The organism is Variovorax sp. 20P10.2.4, from assembly GCF_058244205.1.
Map to the genome: position 1 here is coordinate 1 of NZ_JBZAYE010000907.1, position 2,293 is coordinate 2,293.

The window sequence follows — 2,293 nt, forward strand, 5'->3', positions numbered from 1 at the left end:
CCTCGGCTACTTCCGCGGCATCATGAACCAGCTCGACGCGATCGACGGCGAGCAGCCCGAATGCGCCGCCTGGACCGAGGCGCAGCGCGTGCTGGCGCGGCAGTTCCAGTTCGAGGCCATGGGCCGCGCGCTGGCCGAGGCGGCCCATGCGGGATGACCACCAGATGAACACACCGGCCCCCCCTGTAGAACCCGTGCCGCTCGCGCAGTCGCTGCGCGACAAGAGCGCCAACAGCGACCTGGTGCTGATCGTGGACGACGTGCCCGACAACCTCGCGGTGCTGCACGACGCGCTCGACGAATCGGGCTACACGGTGCTGATCGCCACCAACGGCGAGCAGGCCTTGCAGCGCGCCGCGCAGGCGCGGCCCGACATCGTGCTGCTCGACGCGATGATGCCGGGCATCGACGGCTTCGAGGTCGCGCGCCGGCTCAAGGCCGACGGGATGACGGCCCACATCCCGATCGTCTTCATGACCGGCCTGACCGAGACCGAACACCTGGTGGCCGCGCTCGAGGCCGGCGGCGTGGACTACGTGACCAAGCCGATCAAGCCCAAGGAGGTGCTGGCGCGCATGAACGTGCACCTGCAGGGCGCCCGGCGCGCGCGCCAGGTGGCGCGCCAGGCCGGCCAGGCGCGCAATGCGCTCGACGCCTTCGGCTACGCGAGCATCACGGTGCGGCTGCCCGAGGGCCGGCTGATCTGGCAGACAGCGCTGGCGCGCGACCTGCTGCAGCGCTACTGCGAGACGCGCGCGCCCGAGACCCCGGTCGCCGTGCTCGACTGGCTGCGCAGCCATGCGCCGGCGGCGCGCCAGCGCGGCGTGGAGCCGCCGGCACTGTCGATCGCGCAGGGCGCCAGCAGCCTCACGCTGCGCCTGCACCAGCAGACCGGGCACGACGACGACGGCGACGAGTGGATGATCATCATGCGCGAGGTGTCCGACACCGCCGTGATCGAGGCCATGAGCCTGAGCCTCAAGCTCACGGCGCGCGAGGCCGAGGTGCTCTACTGGGTGGTCAAGGGCAAGACCAACAAGGACATCGGCGAGATCCTCGGCAGCAGCCCGGCCACGGCCAAGAAGCACCTCGAGCGCGTCTACGTGAAGCTCGGCGTGGAGACGCGCACGGCCGCGGCGGGCGTGGCGATCAAGCGCATCCGCGAGCTGCAGCCGCAGTTCGAGATCTAGCGTTCCAGCGTTTGGGCGGCGGCGTCACGCCGCCGACTTTCCGCCTGCCTAGAATCGCGCGCCGGTTCCACCGGAACGCTCGCGATGAAGAACAACGAACACGCCACGAGAGGGACGCGCATCGGATGGCTGCTGGCCGCCTGCGGCCTGTGGGCCGGCGCGAGCGCGCACGCGGCCGGCCATTTCGACATCGACGATGCCGCCACCCTCGATCCGGGCCAGTGCCAGTACGAGACCTGGTGGGGCCGCACCGGTACCGAGCCGGTCATCGGCTTCCACCTGGGCCCGGCCTGCCGCATCGGTCCCGTGGAGCTGGGCTTCAACCTCGACCGGCTGTCGACGCTGGGCGTGCACACGGTCACGGGAGGACCGCAGGTCAAGTGGAATTTCTTCGGCCCGGCGCCCGATGCCACCTGGAGCGCCGCGGTCTCGGCCGGCACGGTGTCGGACTTGCGCACCGGCGGCCGCACGGGCGGGCAGTTCGTGCTGCCGGTCACCTGGCGCCCCACGCAGAGCCTGCAGATCCACGCCAACCTCGGTGCCGACTGGGCGCCCGGCACCGGCCAGCGCACGGCGCGCGGCGGGCTGGCCTGCGAGTGGGCGCTCAACGACACGCTGTCGCTGATCGCAGAACGCAGCCGCGTCTCGCGGCTGTGGACCTCGCGCGTGGGCGCGCGCCTGAACCTGACGCCGCTGATCAGCCTCGACCTCAGCGCCTCACGGACCGGGCCGCAGGGCGTGCGCGGGGTCGTGATCGGCCTGAACCACGAGTTCAGCTGGAAGTGAGGTTGCGCCGCGCCCGGTGCGCGGCCGCCTTCGCGCGGTTGCCGCACGAGGCCATGCTGCACCAGCGGCGCGAGTGGGTCTTGGTGCGGTCCAGGAACATCAGCGTGCAGGCGTGGCCTTCGCAGGCGCGCACCCATTCGAAGTGCTCGTCGCACAGCAGCCCGGCCATGGCGCGCGCGATCGGCTGCAGCAGCTGATCGGGCGTCGAGAAGGGCTCGACGCGGCGCAGCCGCAGGCCGCCGCCCTCGGGGTCGGCCGCCACTTCCACATGGCTCTGGTCCTGCGCGAGCAGGCGGTTCAGGGCCTCGAGCTCGGCC

General features: G+C 71.7%; 3 protein-coding genes. 2 read left to right on the forward strand and 1 reads right to left on the reverse strand.

What is annotated here, in order from left to right; all coding sequences use genetic code 11:
* Positions 1-164: 164 nt before the first annotated feature.
* The gene (locus AC27VN_RS39240; RefSeq protein ID WP_490880179.1) at positions 165-1,190 is read left to right on the forward strand and encodes a response regulator; all 1,026 of its coding nucleotides are present in this window, start codon (positions 165-167) and stop codon (positions 1,188-1,190) included.
* 84 nt (positions 1,191-1,274) lie between these two features.
* Positions 1,275-1,976, forward strand: a complete 702-nt coding sequence (locus AC27VN_RS39245) for a PA4824 family protein (RefSeq protein WP_490880180.1) — start codon at positions 1,275-1,277, stop codon at positions 1,974-1,976.
* On the opposite strand, the gene AC27VN_RS39250 is transcribed toward AC27VN_RS39245, so the two are convergent.
* Positions 1,963-2,293, reverse strand: a 331-nt coding sequence (locus tag AC27VN_RS39250; RefSeq protein ID WP_490880181.1) for a CGNR zinc finger domain-containing protein, incomplete at its 5' end; no start/stop codon positions are given. The two genes, AC27VN_RS39245 and AC27VN_RS39250, sit on opposite strands and share 14 nt — an antisense overlap.